General features: G+C 74.2%; 13 protein-coding genes. 4 read left to right on the top strand and 9 right to left on the bottom strand.

Going from position 1 to position 13,833, the window contains the following annotated elements; translation table 11 throughout:
• Positions 1-88 precede the first annotated feature (88 nt).
• Positions 89-373, bottom strand: coding sequence for a hypothetical protein (locus OG276_RS33420; protein ID WP_266911118.1), 285 nt, complete (start codon positions 371-373; stop codon positions 89-91).
• A 136-nt stretch (positions 374-509) separates the two neighbouring features.
• On the opposite strand from OG276_RS33420, the gene OG276_RS33415 reads away from it, so the two are divergent.
• A complete protein-coding gene (locus OG276_RS33415) occupies positions 510-1,535 on the top strand; it encodes a helix-turn-helix transcriptional regulator (protein ID WP_266911116.1) in 1,026 nt (341 codons plus the stop codon).
• On the opposite strand, the gene OG276_RS33410 is transcribed toward OG276_RS33415, so the two are convergent.
• The 4 genes from OG276_RS33410 to OG276_RS33395 form a co-directional block, all read right to left on the bottom strand.
• Positions 1,509-3,020: an FUSC family protein gene (locus OG276_RS33410; protein ID WP_266913338.1), complete on the bottom strand. Its 1,512-nt coding sequence runs from the start codon at positions 3,018-3,020 to the stop codon at positions 1,509-1,511. The genes OG276_RS33415 and OG276_RS33410 overlap by 27 nt on opposite strands.
• A 277-nt stretch (positions 3,021-3,297) precedes the next feature.
• Complete coding sequence (locus OG276_RS33405) at positions 3,298-3,726, bottom strand: universal stress protein (RefSeq protein ID WP_266911114.1); 429 nt, start codon at positions 3,724-3,726, stop codon at positions 3,298-3,300.
• Between the two features lie 27 nt (positions 3,727-3,753).
• Positions 3,754-5,295: an APC family permease gene (locus OG276_RS33400; RefSeq protein ID WP_266911112.1), complete on the bottom strand. Its 1,542-nt coding sequence runs from the start codon at positions 5,293-5,295 to the stop codon at positions 3,754-3,756.
• A 67-nt stretch (positions 5,296-5,362) separates the two neighbouring features.
• Positions 5,363-5,956 (bottom strand): histidine phosphatase family protein, encoded by a 594-nt coding sequence (locus OG276_RS33395; RefSeq protein ID WP_266911110.1) that lies wholly within the window; start codon positions 5,954-5,956, stop codon positions 5,363-5,365.
• Positions 5,957-6,026: 70 nt separating this feature from the next.
• Between OG276_RS33395 and OG276_RS33390 the strand changes: the two genes are divergently transcribed.
• Positions 6,027-6,752 carry a YoaK family protein gene (locus tag OG276_RS33390; protein WP_266911108.1) on the top strand — a complete coding sequence of 242 codons (726 nt, stop codon included), beginning with the start codon at positions 6,027-6,029 and terminating at the stop codon, positions 6,750-6,752.
• Positions 6,753-6,870: 118 nt separating this feature from the next.
• A complete protein-coding gene (locus OG276_RS33385; protein ID WP_266911106.1) occupies positions 6,871-7,458 on the top strand; it encodes an RNA polymerase sigma factor in 588 nt (195 codons plus the stop codon).
• On the opposite strand, the gene OG276_RS33380 is transcribed toward OG276_RS33385, so the two are convergent.
• The 4 genes from OG276_RS33380 to OG276_RS33365 all read right to left on the bottom strand — a co-directional run bounded on the left by OG276_RS33380 (position 7,388) and on the right by OG276_RS33365 (position 12,297).
• Positions 7,388-8,389, bottom strand: coding sequence for a MerR family transcriptional regulator (locus OG276_RS33380; protein ID WP_266911104.1), 1,002 nt, complete (start codon positions 8,387-8,389; stop codon positions 7,388-7,390). The two genes, OG276_RS33385 and OG276_RS33380, sit on opposite strands and share 71 nt — an antisense overlap.
• Before the next feature lie 158 nt (positions 8,390-8,547).
• Positions 8,548-9,939 carry a deoxyribodipyrimidine photo-lyase gene (locus tag OG276_RS33375; RefSeq protein WP_266911102.1) on the bottom strand — a complete coding sequence of 464 codons (1,392 nt, stop codon included), beginning with the start codon at positions 9,937-9,939 and terminating at the stop codon, positions 8,548-8,550.
• Between the two features lie 157 nt (positions 9,940-10,096).
• The gene (locus OG276_RS33370; protein ID WP_266911100.1) at positions 10,097-10,678 is read right to left on the bottom strand and encodes a putative immunity protein; all 582 of its coding nucleotides are present in this window, start codon (positions 10,676-10,678) and stop codon (positions 10,097-10,099) included.
• Positions 10,679-10,791: 113 nt separating this feature from the next.
• Positions 10,792-12,297, bottom strand: coding sequence for an SDR family oxidoreductase (locus OG276_RS33365; RefSeq protein WP_266911098.1), 1,506 nt, complete (start codon positions 12,295-12,297; stop codon positions 10,792-10,794).
• Positions 12,298-12,490: 193 nt separating this feature from the next.
• On the opposite strand from OG276_RS33365, the gene OG276_RS33360 reads away from it, so the two are divergent.
• Positions 12,491-13,798, top strand: a complete 1,308-nt coding sequence (locus OG276_RS33360) for an NAD(P)/FAD-dependent oxidoreductase (protein ID WP_266911096.1) — start codon at positions 12,491-12,493, stop codon at positions 13,796-13,798.
• The last annotated feature ends 35 nt before the right edge of the window (positions 13,799-13,833 follow it).

Genomic DNA, 13,833 nt, shown 5'->3' with positions numbered 1-13,833 from the left:
CGGCGCTCCGACAGGGCCCAACAACGCCCGGCCGGACGGCTGTCCGACCGGCCGACGGGTACCGGTCGGCCGGTGACCGGCCGACCGCTCAGACGCGCGTCTCGTCGTGGATCACGCGCACGGCGGCGGTGGCGGCCACCACCGCGGAGCGGGCGCAGCCCAGCGCCTCGCGGGCCTCGTCCAGGCCGCCTTCGCGGGAGAGCAGCGCCGAGGCGTCGGCGGCGCAGTCGATCAAGTGCAATGCCACGCGGGCGAGTTGCTCGTCGGATCCGTACGCGTCGTCCACGGCCTTGCGCGCCCGGGCCAGCATGTCCAGCGCCTCGGTCAGCCCCGCCGGCGGAATCCTGCGCTCGGAATGAATGTTTCGCTGCACCGTCGCCACTCCCGCCACCGGTCATGTGGGCCATTTCGCGATCATCAGGCAGGAAGGATCCTGCCGTTCCCCTCCCCCGCGGCCAACGGGCCGAGGCATCCTGATCTTGCATTGCCGGAACAAGAAGGGGGTCCAGATGAACACCAACTCCGCACATCCCGACATTGACGGCTGCACGTCGATCTGCGGGGACTGCACGGCCGGTTACCGAAGGGCATTGCGCGAGGGCGGTTTATCGGGGGCCGTTCCGGGATGCCTGATCACTTTCGGACTGCTACGGAAGTCGGAGGGCTCCGACGACCACCTCCCGGTACCGCCCTCGGTCGCCGCGATCACCCTCGCGCGGCCGATCAAGCAGGCCATCCTGGACCAGCGGGCCGCGCTCGACGACATGATCGCCTCCCTCTCCCCGATGGACGCCGTCTACCGGAACGAACGCCGGCGTCACCAGGACCACGTGCAGCCGCTGATCGGCCGCGAGGTCATCGACACCGCCGTCCAGGGCGCCTTGGAGGCCTGCTCGGAGGAACTGCTCAGTGCGCACCCCGAGGGCGGCCGGCCCTCCGGCGCGCTCGCCGACGCGCTGCCCCGCGATCTCTCCCCACCCGGCCGCAGAGTCCGCCAGCGCACGGTCTACGGGCACACCGTCCGCGCGCACGGCCCGACGCTCGCCCACATGGAACGGGTCACCCAGGAGGGCGCCGAGGTGCGCACGGTGGGCGAGAGGTTCGAGGGGCTGATCGTGTGCGACCGGTCGGCCGCCTTCATCGCGGTGCTCACCGAGAGCGGAAAGGAGGCGTACGCCCTGGAAATCCGCGAACCCGGCCTGATCCAATACCTCGCGAAGACCTTCGAGGCCGTGTGGGAACGGGCGGTCCCCGTCGAGTTCGACACGACGGGACAACGCCCTCCCCGGCTCACCGGCGAAATCCAGCAGGCCATTTTGGAACTCATGGTGAGGGGTCATACGGACGAGGCCATTTCCCAGCGGCTCGGCCTGAGCACCCGCACCATCGGCGCGCACATCAAACGCGCCGCGACCCGCTTCGGCAGCCGCAGCAGGGCCGAACTCGGCTTCAGGCTCGCCCGGGCCGGAGTCCTCGACGCCGGCCGGGACGCGCCCGGGCCGCCGCGCTCAGGCGCCGACCAGCGGGGGGCGTGACGCACTGCGCAGGGGTCCGTCGAGCTGGGCGAGGAGCCGCTCCAGACCGTGCAGATGCGCCAGCGCGGGCTCCGAGGCGGCCCGCCCTTGGTTCAGGGCCGCGGCCGCCGACCGGTGCTCCGCCTCAGTGGCGCGTTCCGCTTCCGGCGTCAGCAGGGCCTCTACGGCGGCCTCCACGCGCCAGCACGCCGCCGCGAGCCGGGCGTCGTGGCTCGCGTCCGGGTCCGCCGCCACGGCGACCAGCCCGCGCACTTCCACGGCGCACTCGTCGAGCAGCGCGAGCACCCGGCGGGCCCTGGCCTTGCGGCCGCGGTAGGGGCTCAGCGGGTGGACGAGCGGAGCCAGGGAGAGCCGTACCCGGCCCAGGAACAGCTCCAGCTCGGCGGCGTGCGGCGCGGGGTCGGCCACCGGAGAGCCGGCGAGCCGGGCCGCCGCCTCGGCCGTGCAGCTGCGCACGCAGCGCAGCGCGCGCTGGATCCACATGTCGTTGGTCGCGTGGGTGGTCACCGGGAGCACCAGGATCACGGCCAGCCCGGCGCACACCGCGCCGACGGCCGTCTGCTCCAGGCGCAGCACGAGCAGCCCGGGGTCGAGTACGCCCAGCAGCCCGTAGAGCAGGCCCGCCATCACCGTCACGGCCAGCATCATCCAGCTGTAGGACACGGCTGCGGTGTAGAAGATCCCGAAGACGCAGACCGCCACCAGGACGGCCGTGGGCGCCGGTGCGCCGTTCAGCGGGATGGCGACCAGCAGTCCCGCGCCGATGCCGAACACCGTGCCGAGGACCCGGCGGAAGCCGCGGACCAGGGTCTCGCCGCGCGAGGCGGTGTTGACGAAGATCCACCAGGCGGTGCCGACGGCCCAGTACCAGCGGTCCTCGGACAGGGCCTGGCCGATGCCCAGCGCGACCGCGCAGGCGGCGGTGGCCTGGAAGGCCTGGCGGGTGGTCGGCCGGGCCAGACCGGTCCCGGGCGGCGCGGGCGGTACGGCGGGGGGCGGGACCCGGCGCTCGATCGGCCACAGTACGAACCGCACGGCGCCGGCCGACAGGAGGGCCAGGCCGACGGCCGCGTAGAGCTCCGGCAGCTGCCCGGGCCGGGCGTGCAGGAACTGCGTGACGAAGAAGTTCATGAACGCGAAGATCCCGAGGGCGTGGCCGCGCACCCCCCACCGGCGGGCGTAGACGCCGGCGAACACCACGGCGACGAACACCGCGTCGCGGGCCAGAGGTACGCCGTGCAGGGTGGTGGCCAGGGCCAGTACGGGGAAGCCGGCGACGGGCAGCAGGGCGGTGGTCACCCGCTGGGCGCGCACGGTCGAGTCGGTCACGGTGAAGAGGGCGAGCAGGGCCGCCAGTCCCCCGGTGATCGATGCCACGAGCGAGAGCCCGCAGAGCTCGGCCACGGCCACCGCGAGAGCGACGCCGATGACGGCCCGCGTGGCGTTCCTGAGTCTTGCGCGCCCCGGATCCGGAGCCACGAACATCCTCTTCACGGCGGTGTGCCGCCCCCCTTGCGATGGAGCACGCCGGACCCGCATCCGCCCGGGGGTGGTGGGCGGCATACGGGCACGGCGAAGGCGCCACGGTCCGGATCGGCCTCGTTGCCGTCCGGCGCTGCGTGGCGCCGTAGATACATGGATAGGACACAGATAACCATCCGCAGGGGCAATGGCTCAACTCGGCCCGCCCTGGATGGGCCATTGGCACAGGTGTGAGCGGTGATCTTCGGCCAGGGGAAGACCAACGGACCCGGGCGGCGGGTCAGTCTCCGGAAGCGTGCTCCGTCGGGACGCACAGGACCGGGACCGGGGAGAGGTGCAGGAGCTTGTGCGGGGTGGATCCGAGCAGGGCGCCGCGGATCGGGCTGTCGCCCCAGCTCCCCACGATGATCACCCGGGCGTCGTGCCGTTCGGCGGCGTCGAGCAGGGCCTGGGCCGGTTTCGCGTCGGCCACCTCGACCGTGGACGGCACGCCCGCCTCGTCGGCGGCTTCCACCGCCCGGGCGAGCGCGCTGCGGCCGGCCTCCCGTACGGCCTCCCGGTGCGCGCGGGACTCCTCGCCGGTGGGACCCGGGGCGGCGGCCCCGTAGACGAGGACGAGCGGCTCGCCGAAGGCTGCGGCCACCTCCAGGGCCACGCGCAGGGCGCGCTCGGCTCCGGGCGACTCGTCGTACCCGAGGACCACGGACATCGGGTCTCCTCTCGGCTCGGCTTGAGTTCAGGGCTTCGGTACCTCAGGGCTTCGGGGTTTCCTGGCCGCGTGGACGAGGGCCGGGTCGGCGACGCCGCGCCGCTCCTGCCAGAAGCGGCCGTCCCTGATCCGCCAGAAGCACATGACGAGCACGCCGACGACGGCGATGCCGATCCCGATGACCAGCGGCGGGCCGAGGCCGAACCAGGAGACGCCGCTCGCCGAGTTCTCCGGGTCGGACATGTCGGCGACCGACTGCACGAGCAGCCAGGCCAGCAGCCCGGCGCCGAGCACGGGGCCGAGGCCGATCAGCAGGAAGTTGTGCACGCTCTCCAGCAGGTGGCGCCGGTAGTAGACGGCGCAGGCCAGGCCGGTGAGGGCGTAGTAGAAGGAGATCAGCAGGGAGAGGGCGGTCAGGGAGTCCAGGAGGGCGTTCTCGCTGATCTGGTTGACGGCGAGGTACCAGACGATGGCGATGCCGGCCACCCACCACGTGCTGACGTCCGGGGTCCGGAACCGGGGGTGGATGTGCGAGAGGTTCGGCGGCAGCGCGTGCCGGCGGGCCATGGACAGGGCGGTACGGGAGGCCGGGATGATCGTGGTCTGGGTGGAGGCGAGCGCGGAGGTGCAGACGGCGAGCAGCACGACCCAGTCCCAGCCGCCCATGACCTCGTGCGCGAGGACCGCGAAGACGGCCTCCTCCTCGCCCGCGTTCTCGGAGAGGAACTTCGTCCCGGCGTAGCCGACGACCGCGAAGCCGACGGACAGGTACGTGACCAGCAGGACCACGGTGGACCAGATGCCGGCCTTGCCCGGTGCGGTGGCCGAGTTCTCGACCTCCTCCGTGAGGTTGACCGCCGACTCCCAGCCCCAGTAGATGAACACGCCGAGCAGCAGCCCGCCGGTGAGGGCGGCGCCGCCCGCGCCGAAGGGGTTGAGCCACTCGATCGCGGGTCTCGTGCCGTCGAGGCTGCTGGTGCCGGCGTAGACGCGGTAGAGGGCGACGACGGCGAAGACCAGCAGGAAGAAGACCTGGGCGAGGATCAGGACGTCCTGGAGCCGGGCCGACATCTCGGTGCCGATCACGCAGACGGCCGTCATGGCCAGGATCACGACGACGGTCAGGCTCTGGCGCAGTGCCTCGTTCGCCGCCCAGCTGTCGAGTCCGGCGGCGAGCAGTCCGAAGTGGACGGCCACGTCGGCCAGCGAGCCGATGACGAGGACGCCGGTCATCGCGATGGCCCAGCCGCCGAGCCAGCCCGCCCAGGGGCCCATGGCGCGCGTCACCCACGAGAAGGTGGTCCCGCAGTCCTGGTCGACCTTGTTGAGGTAGTAGAAGGCGGCCGCGATCAGCAGCATCGGCACGAAGGAGGCCAGCATGACGCCGGGGGCGTAGATGCCGGCGAGCGCCACGATCGGCCCGATGACCGCGGCCAGGGAGTAGGCGGGCGAGGTCGAGTTCAGGCCGATGACGAGCGCGTCGAGGAAGCCGATCGCATTGGCCTTGAGCCCCGGCTGCGCGGCGCCGTCGATGTCGGCCTGAACCGGTTCCGGGGGCTCAGGGGGCATACCGTCCGAGCCAAGGTGGGCCATGTACGCATCGTCACGCAGACGGGCCCGGCGCGCGAGGCGGGAGCTAGGGGCGGGTGTTCCAGCCCGCGACGACGGGCAGGCCGTGCTCCGTGGACAGCATGCTGAAGGTGCCCGTGCGGAGCAGGAAGAGGCGTCCGGCCTCGGGCGGCAGGCCCAGGTAGCGGGCGGTCAGCACCCGCAGCAGGTGCGCGTGGGCCACCAGGACGACATTGCCCCGGTCGGCGCGCAGCACCTCGGCCGCCCGGGCGAGCACCCGGTCCGCGCGGGCGCCGACCTGGGCGGCGTTCTCGCCGGGGTGCTCCTCGTCGCCGGGCGGTACCCCGTCGGTCCACAGGGACCAGTCGGGGCGCTCGCGCAGGATCTCGGGGGTGGTGATGCCCTCGTAGCCGCCGTAGTCCCACTCGTAGAGGTCCGGGTCGGTGACCGCGCCGGTCAGGCCGGCGAGCTCGGCCGTGGCGGCGGCCCGGCGCAGCGGGCTGGTCAGGACCAGGGCGGGGCTGCGGTCGCGGAAGTACGGGAAGAGCGAGATGGCCTCCTCGACCCCGCGCGCGGTCAGCGGGATGTCGGTGCGCCCGGTGTGCCGTCCGGTCGCGCTCCAGGCGGTCTCGCCGTGCCTCACCAGCAGCAGATCACTCACTCTTCGGACCCTAGTCCCTGCGGCATGTCGGCGCCGGACGAGCGGGCCGGACCTGTCGGTGTCGGGGCTCATGAGCCCGGGTTCCCGTACGACGCGACCGCCGCTGACCCTCCTGCTGCTGGTGCTGACCGCGGTGACCGGGCTGACCGAGGCGGTCAGCCTGCTGGCGCTCGGGCCCGTCTTCACGGCCATGCAGACGGGCAACGTGCTGTTCCTGGCCTTCGGCGCGGCCCACGCGGGCCCGGTGCCCGCGCTGGCACCCGCCGTCTCGCTGACCGCGTTCGCCCTGGGGGCGGCGTGCGGGGCCCGGCTGGAGGCCTTCGTGGAGAAGCGGGGCCGGCGCTGGTTCGTGACCGGGCTGTCGGCCGAGGCGGTGCTGGTCCTGACGGCCGCGGCCGCCGGATGGGGGTTGGCGCCCCGCTTCGGAGCTCCCGGCACGCGGCAGCTGCTGGTCTCGGCGGCCCTGTCGCTGGCGATGGGGATCCGGAACGTGACGAGCCTGCGGGTGAACCCGGCCGGGGTGCCGACCACCCTGGTGACCCGCTCCCTGACCTCCTTCCTCGGCGGCTCGGTCTTCGGGCAGGACCGGGCCTTCGGGTACGGGACCGTGGCCTGGGTGCGGCGGGCCTCGTCGGTCGGCGCGATGTTCGCGGGCGGACTGGCCGGGGCGCTGCTCGTACGGACCGGCTGGTCGGTGGGGTGGCTGCTGCTGCCGGCCGCCGTACTGGTCCTGGCGGTGGCGCTGGTGTACCTGACCCAGCCGCTGATGCACCCCGGCGGGGAAGCATCGGTCTGATCGGTCCAGGGGGTGCCTTGCCGACCGGCCCGGATGGCGAGGGGTCGAGGCCCCGGCAGAAAACGATGCGGAAACGGTGCAAGTTGGCCGCGCATGCCGTTTTCGCGAGGCTCGGGGCATGGACGACCAGGACGACACCAGGCTGGCAGCGGATTTCGCGGCGGGTGACGAGGACTGCGTGGCGGCGGTCTACCGGCGCTGGCGGCCGCTGGTGCACGGACTCGCCGTGCGCTCGCTCGGCGACGAGCGGGAGGCCGAGGACGTGACCCAGCAGGTCTTCCTCGCCGCGTGGCGGGGCCGCGGCGGGTACCGGCCCGGGCCGGGCGGTCTCGGGGCCTGGCTGACCGGCATCACCCGGCACAAGGTGGCCGACGCCCTGGAGGCCCGCACCCGGCGGGCCCGGGTGGTTCGGGCCGCCGCGCGCGTCTGCGCACAGGGCCGCCCGGAGCCGGAGCCCGGTCCGGAGCGGGCCGTGGAACGGGTGCTGCTGCTCGGCGAGTTGGCCCGGCTGCCATCGGCGCAGCAGCGGGTGCTGCGGCTCGCCTTCTACGCGGACCTGACGCAGTCGCAGATCGCGGACCGCACCGGGCTCCCGCTGGGCACCGTCAAGAGCCACATGCGGCGGGCTCTGCACGTCATGCGACAGTCTCTGGAACGCTCCCCGGAGCTTTCGCCGCAGCCCCGGTTGCCACAACCGATTCGATGACGGCCAGCCCCGAGCGGAGCCCGAACAGCCGCTCGGCGCGCGCGGGTTGGGCTGCGGCCCCGGCGCCCCAGCCGGGGCCCGCGAGCAGCAGCGCCGAGTGGCCGCGGGCGCCGCGCGGGCCCCACTCGATGCCCGCCACCGACCTGGCGAGAGCCGCGTCGGCGGTCGTACGGGACTGCGCCCACAGGACCACGGCCCGCGGACCGGTCCGCCGCACGGCCTCGCACAGGGCGTCGGCGGGCAGGGCGGGTCCGAACATCCTTACGGGCAGGCCCCGTTCGCCGAGGGCTGCGGCCAGCGCCTCCATCGGGAGGCAGTGCTGCTCCCCGGGCGTGCAGGCCAGCAGTACGGGCGGGGCCCGGAGCGGCTCCGGGGCGGGCCGGATCCGGTGCAGGGCCGCGGAGACGTACCAGGACAGGAGGTGTTCGACCTCGACGTAACGCTCCCCGGCCGTGGCCCACTTGCGTCCCACCGCGTGCAGGGTCGGCGCGATGACCTCCTCCCACGCGGTGACCGGGCCCAGCTCCGCGAGCACGGCCGCCAGCAGGTCCTCCACGGCCGGCGCGTCCAGCCGTACGGCGGCCCGCGCGAGCCCCCTGCACTCCGGGCGGACGTCCCCGAGGCGCAGCGCGCGGGGCCCGCCGGGGGTCGCGGCGGCGGGAGCATCGGCGGACGGGGCGTCGCGGGCTCCCCGGGCCACCCGGGCCGCCTCGGACGGGGGCGCGCCCTGGGCGGTGAGGCGGCACATCAGCTCCAGCCGGGCGATGTCCGCAGGGGTCCACCGCCGGTGCCTGCCCTCTTCTCGGCGGTCCGGCCCGATGGCGTAGCGGCGCTCCCAGGAGCGCAGCGTCGTCGGGGACACCCCGAGGCGTCGGGCGACCGCGCCGGTGCCGAGGGCGACCGGCGTGGACTGCGGGGGTTCGGGCTCCACCTCTCCACCGTACGGCGCGGAAGGACCCCGAAGCGTCACCCGGGTCCCGGCCGGGTCTTCGGCCCCGGACGCGCCCTCGGCCCGTGGCCGCCCGCCGGTCACGGTGCGCACGTCGGGGTCATGGCCCTGGCCGCCGGGGTCACGGGCCCGGTCGCCGGTCACGGTGCGCCCGTCGGTCCGTGCCCCGTCCCGCGGCCCTCGCGGAATCGGTCGAGGCCGTCGGCGAGGCCGACCACCGGGTCGGGGTAGTCGTACTCGGCCCGTTCCAGGCCGGGGAGCCGCCAGGGCTCGTGCACGCGCGGTGCGGGGAGTCCGGCCAGTTCGGGGATCCAGTGGTGGACGTAGCCGCCGTCGGGGTCGTAACGCAGGCCCTGGCGGACGGGGTTGAGGACCCGGTTGGGGCGGGTGTCGGTGCCCGTGCCCGCGGCCCACTGCCAGTTGAGCTGGTTGTTGGCGAGGTCCCCGTCGACGAGGAGTTCCATGAAGTGGCGGGCTCCGACGCGCCAGTCGACGTACAGGGTCTTGGTGAGGAAGCTCGCGACCAGCAGCCGGCCGCGGTTGTGCATCCAGCCCTCGTGGGCCAGTTGGCGCATGGCCGCGTCGACGACCGGGTAGCCGGTGCGGCCCTCCTTCCAGGCCAGGGTCTCCTCCTCGGCGGCGGGGCCGGTGCGCCAGCGGTCGCCGCGGTCCCGGTAGTCCGCGGCGGCGGCCCCGGGCCTGGCCGCGAGCACCTGGTGGTGGAAGTCGCGCCAGCACAGCTGCCGTACGTAGGCCTCCGCGCCGGGGCCGCCGGCGGCGCGGGCCCGGTGCACGGCCTCGGTGGGCGAGAGCGTGCCGAAGTGCAGGTGCGGGGAGAGCCGGGAGGTGGCGTCGCCGGCCAGGTCGTCATGGGTGTCGCAGTAGCGGTCGATGCTGGAGCGCAGCCACCGGGCCAGCAGCCGGCGCGCCTCGGATTCCCCGCCGGGGGCGAGGCCCGGAGAGGTGCCGGTGACGGCGGCGCGCTCGGGCAGGGGTTCGGAGCGGATCGCGTCGGGCACCGGGACGGCGCGGGGCGCGGGGGCGGCGGCCCGCAGGGGGTGCTGCGACCAGTGGCGGTGGTACGGGGTGAAGACGGCGAAGTGGTCGGACCCGGTGGACCCGGTGGGGGTGACGGCGCCGGGGGCCACCGCGGTGATCACCGCGTCGTGGACGTGGAACCGCCGGCCCTCGGCTTCGAGGGCGACCCGCAGCCGCTCCTCACGGGCGTGGGCGTACGCGCTGACCCCGGCCGCCATGTGCACCTCGTCGGCGTCGGTCTCCCGTACGAGGGCCATGGTCGCGGCGACCGGGTCGCCGGACCGTACGACGAGGCGGCCGCCGCGGGCGCGCAGGCCGGCGTCGAGGTCGGCGAGGCAGTCGGCGAGGAAGGCGAGCCGGTTGGGCGGGGCGGGGACCGCCGGGTCGCGCACGAAGAGCGGTACCACCTGCTCGGAAGAGGACAGGGCTGCCCGCAGCGGCGGATGGTCGTGCAGCCGGAGGTCGGAGGTGTAGAGGACCACCGCGACGTTCATGGGGTTCGCTCCGCGTGGGGGACGTGGGGACTGGTGTCGTGAGTACTTCGCCGCCGGACCCCCTCCCGGATGCGGTGGCGCTGCCGCGCCGTGCCCGGGTGTTTCCCCGGAGCGTTTCCAGGCACGTTCCCGTCGGGCCTTCCGCCCCGCGGTCCGCCTATGGGGTCGGCTGCGGCGCGCTCGCCGCCCGGCCCTCGGTTTGGCGGGGTGTGCGCAGGGACGCGTCCAGGAGGGTCATGAGCTGTGCGGCACGGCTCTTGCCGGCCGGTGCCTCGGGGTACCTGTTCAGCACATCGATCAGTACGGGTGTGGCGCGTCGGCGAGCCTCCTCGATCAGCCGGAGCCCGACGGCGGAATCATCGCCCGCGCTCAGTTCGCCGATGCGTGCCGCGCTCGCGGCGGCGCGCAGGATGTGTCCCACCTGGGTGGCTTTCGCGATCGGATGGAGGTAGGCCGCGGAGGCGGCATCTCCGGCGGCGCGCGCAGCGAGCCGTGCGGCCTCCGTGGTCGCCTCCTTTGCCGCCCGGTGGGCGTCCATGGAGGTGATGCGCTGCAGGTTGGTCCTCTTGGCGCCGCTCACGAAGTCCCCCGCGGCGTTGATGGCCGCACGAGGCCGGGGATCGCCGGGCGTGGCTTCCTCGAACACGTGAAGGACGCCCTCGGCGCTCTCCAAGGCGTAGCGTGCGACGACGCGCAGTTCGTCCATGGTCAGTTCGAAGTCCCCGGAGACAGTCGTCACGGAACCGATTCTCCCATCGAACGGTCGCCCGTGGTCCGGGGAGGGGATGGGGAGCGATGGGGAGGCGATGAGGAGGGGGCCGGCGGGCCGCCGTCCGCGGCCCGCGCACGGGGCTACGTCGGGTCCGCGCCTTCGTCGGCCGTGCGTTCCGCCGCGCGGGCGATGTTGCGGGCCATGCCGCCGAAGACGACGGCGTGGAACGGGGAGACGCTCCACCAGTACAGGTGGCCCAGCAGGCCGTGCGGGTGGAACAGGGCCCGCTGGTGGTAGCGGGATCCGGTTTCCCCCGGGGACGGCGGGTCGGCGTGCAGTTCCAGCCAGGCCAGCCCCGGCAACCGCATTTCGGCGCGCAGCCGCAGCAGCCGGCCCGGTTCGATCTCCTCGACCCTCCAGAAGTCCAGGGAGTCCCCCACCCGCAGCCGGGCCGCGTCCCGGCGGCCTCGCCGGATGCCGACCCCGCCGACGAGCCGGTCCAGCCAGCCCCGTACGGCCCAGGCCAGCGGGAAGGAGTACCAGCCGTTCTCCCCGCCGATGCCCTCCACCACCCGCCACAGCGCCGCCGCCGGGGCCTCGACGGTCAGCTCCCGGTGGTCGGTGTAGAGGCTGCCGCCCGCCCAGTCGGGGTCGGTCGGCAGCGGGTCGCTCGGCGCTCCCGGGACGGCGGCGGAGGACCAGCGGGTGGTCACCCGGGCCTCGCGGATCCGCCGCAGGGCCAGCGCGAGGGCCTCGTCGAAGCCGATGGGCGCCCCCGGCGGGTCCGGGACGTGGTCGGCGATGTCGTGCTCCGCGCACACCACCTCGTGCCGCAGGGATTCGGCGAGCGGCCGGGCCAGCGCCCTCGGCACGGGGGTGACCAGGCCGATCCAGTGGCTGGACAGCCTCGGGGTGAGCATCGGGACCCGCAGGATGAGGCGGGCGGGCAGCCCCGCGACGGCGGCGTAGCGGCGCATCATCTCCTCGTACGTGAGCACGTCGGGCCCGCCGATGTCGAAGGACCGGTTCACCTCGGGGGGCATGCCGGCGCTGCCGACGAGGTAGCGCAGGACGTCGCGGACGGCGATGGGCTGGCAGCGGGTGCCGACCCAGCTGGGGGTGACCATGACGGGCAGCCGTTCGGTCAGGTAGCGCAGCATCTCGAAGGAGGCGGACCCGGACCCGATGACGACGGCGGCGCGCAGCACGGTCGCCGGGACGGCTCCGGCGAGGAAGATCTCCCCGACTTCGGCGCGGGAGCGCAGGTGTGGCGAGAGGGACCGGACGGGCATGTCGGCCGGGGTGAGGCCGCCGAGGTAGACGATGCGGCGGACCCCGGCGGCGCGGGCCGCGTCCGCGAAGGCCCGGGCCGCGTCCCGGTCGCGTTCCTCGAAGCCGGATCCGGTGCCGAGGGAGTGCACGAGGTAGTAGGCGACGTCGATGCCGGTCATCGCCCCGGCGAGGGACGAGGGGTCGGTGACGTCTCCCCGGACGACCTCGGCTTGCCCGGCCCAGGGGTGGTCGCGCAGTTTTTCCGGGGTGCGGGCCAGGCAGCGGACCCGGTGGCCGGCGTCCAGGAGTTCGGGTACGAGGCGTCCGCCGATGTATCCGGTGGCCCCTGTGACCAGGCAGTTCTTGCCCGTCATGGCTGTCTCCGCTCCTTGAGCCCTGTTCTTCGGTACCTCCGCCCTCTGCCTCCGATTCTCCGTCGCGCACCGGATCGGATGCGGGATTCCCCCGTACGGCACATCCAAGACCCCCCTCGGCTCCGAAGAAGGGGGTGACGGGGGTGTCCCGGGCGACGGCGTGCCCGGGTGACGGAGCGGAGAGAGGAACACGATGACCGAGCGAGGGGCGCCGCGCCCGCGGACGGCCGTGATCGGCGGGGGCGTGTCGGGGCTGACGGCGGCGTACGTCCTGGCGCGCTCGCACGAGGTGACCCTGTACGAGGCGGACGACCGGCTCGGCGGGCACGCGCACACCCACGAGCTGAAGGGGCCGGACGGGGTGGTGCGGGCGGTGGATTCGGGCTTCATCGTCCACAACGACCGCACGTACCCGCACCTGCTGCGACTCTTCGGCGAGTTGGGGGTGGCCACCCGGCCGACGACGATGAGCCTGTCGGTCCGCTGCGAGGGGTGCGGGCTGGAGTACGCGGGTGCGCGCGGGCCGCGCGGCCTCTTCGCCCGTCGCCGGTCCGCCGTGAACCCGGAGTACCTGCGGATGCTGACGCGGATCCCGGCGTTCCACCGGCGGGCCAGGCAGCTGCTGGCCGACACGGACGCCCACGCCGACACGGACGACGCCGCCGACGCCGCCGAGATCACCCTCGCCGAGTTCCTCGAACGCGGCCGCTTCGGGCCCTACTTCACCGCGCACTTCGCGATCCCGCTGGTGGCCTCGGTGTGGTCCTGCCCGCCGGACACGGCGCTCGGGTACCCGGCCCGGTACCTGTTCCGGTTCCTGGAGCACCACGGCATGCTGTCGGTGGGCGGCTCGCCGAGCTGGCGCACGGTCGAGGGCGGCTCGGCGCGCTACGTGGAGCGGGTCCGCGAACGGCTGGACGCCGTGTACCTCGCCACCGCGGTACGGTCCCTCGCGCGCACCCCGCAGGGCGTGTCGGTCACCACCGCCGGCGGGGCCACCGCGCTCTACGACTCGGTGGTCGTCGCCGTCCACGCCGATCAGGCGCTGCGCCTGCTGGCCGATCCGACGGACGCGGAACGCACCGCGCTCGGCGCCTTCCGCTATTCCCGCAACCGGACCGTGCTGCACACCGACACCTCGGTGCTGCCGCGCACGCCCGGCGCCCGGGGCTGCTGGAACTACCGGCTGTCGGGGTGCCGGCCCGCCGACGCGCACGTACGGGTCAGCTACGACATGAACCGGCTCCAGGGGCTGGACGGGCCGGAGCCGTACGTGGTCACGCTGAACGCGGGCGGGGCGGTGCGGCCGGAGCTGGTCCTGGCCGAGATGGAGTACGAACACCCCGTCTACACCACGGAGTCGGTGGCCGCCCAGCGGCTCCTGCCCGCGCTCTCGGGTCCGGTGACGGCCTTCGCGGGCGCCTATCACGGATGGGGGTTCCACGAGGACGGCTGCCGCTCGGGCGTGGAAGCCGCCGCCGCGCTGGGGGTGTCGTGGTGAGCCCCGGCCCGGCGGCGCCCCGCCCGACCGAGCAA

The sequence above is a fragment of the Streptomyces sp. NBC_00086 genome (genome assembly GCF_026343255.1).
In the GTDB taxonomy this organism is placed as follows: Bacteria; Actinomycetota; Actinomycetes; order Streptomycetales; family Streptomycetaceae; genus Streptomyces.
This window is presented reverse-complemented; position numbering and strand designations above follow the sequence as displayed.